General features: G+C 64.3%; 1 protein-coding gene. It reads left to right on the top strand.

Features of this window, described 5'->3' with window-relative positions:
• Positions 1-992: amino acid adenylation domain-containing protein (locus tag F3J10_RS35850; protein ID WP_167244068.1), on the top strand; the 992-nt coding region annotated here is incomplete at both ends.

Genomic DNA, 992 nt, shown 5'->3' with positions numbered 1-992 from the left:
CGGGCGAATCGCCTGGCGCATCGGCTGATCGCGGCGGGCGTGAGCAAGGACGATCGCGTCGCGATCTGCGTGGAGCGTGGTGTCGGCATGATCGTCGGCCTGCTGGCCATCCTCAAGGCCGGAGCCGGTTATGTGCCCCTGGATCCGGCTTATCCGGCCGATCGGCTGGCCTTCACGCTGGGCGACAGCGCACCGACGGCCGTGCTGGTCCAGGCCGATACGCGTGACGTGCTCGGCGAGCTGTCGATGCCGGTGTTCGATATCGATGCGCCGAACCAGGACATGCCCGGGAGCAACCCGGTAGTGGATGGCCTCGACGAAAAGAGCCTGGCCTATGTGATCTACACCTCGGGCTCGACGGGGCAGCCCAAGGGCGTGATGATCGAGCACCGTAACGTGATTCGGCTATTCACGGCAACCGATGCGTGGTTCAGCTTCGGCAGCGACGATACCTGGACGCTGTTCCACTCGTTCGCCTTCGATTTCTCGGTCTGGGAGATCTGGGGCGCGCTGCTGCACGGCGGCCGTCTGGTGGTGGTGCCAAAGCTGGTGAGCCGCTCGCCGCAGGAGTTCTATCGTCTGGTCTGTGAGCGTGGCGTGACGATGCTGAACCAGACGCCGGGTGCGTTCCGTCAACTGATCGCGGCACAGGCCGACAATGAAAGCGAGCACCGCCTGCGGCATGTGATCTTCGGCGGCGAAGCGCTCGACGTGAGCATGTTGAAGCCCTGGTACGCCGATTCGCGTAACGGCGCCTGCCAGTTGATCAACATGTACGGGATCACGGAAACCACGGTCCACGTGACCTATTGGCCGTTGACTGCCGAAGGCGGCCACGCGGCCTGTATCGGCCGACCGATCCCTGATCTGTCCGCCTATGTGGTGGATGCAAACCTGAAGCCCTTGCCGATTGGCGTGGCAGGCGAACTCTGCGTTGGCGGAGCGGGTCTGGCGCGTGGCTACCTGAATCGTCCCGAACTGACGGCGGAGCG

Origin of the sequence: Burkholderia sp. Cy-637 (assembly GCF_011753175.1) — a bacterium.
Classification (GTDB): domain Bacteria; phylum Pseudomonadota; class Gammaproteobacteria; order Burkholderiales; family Burkholderiaceae; genus Burkholderia; species Burkholderia gladioli.
Note: the sequence above shows the minus strand (reverse complement) of the source record. Positions and strands in the feature narration are given on the sequence as shown.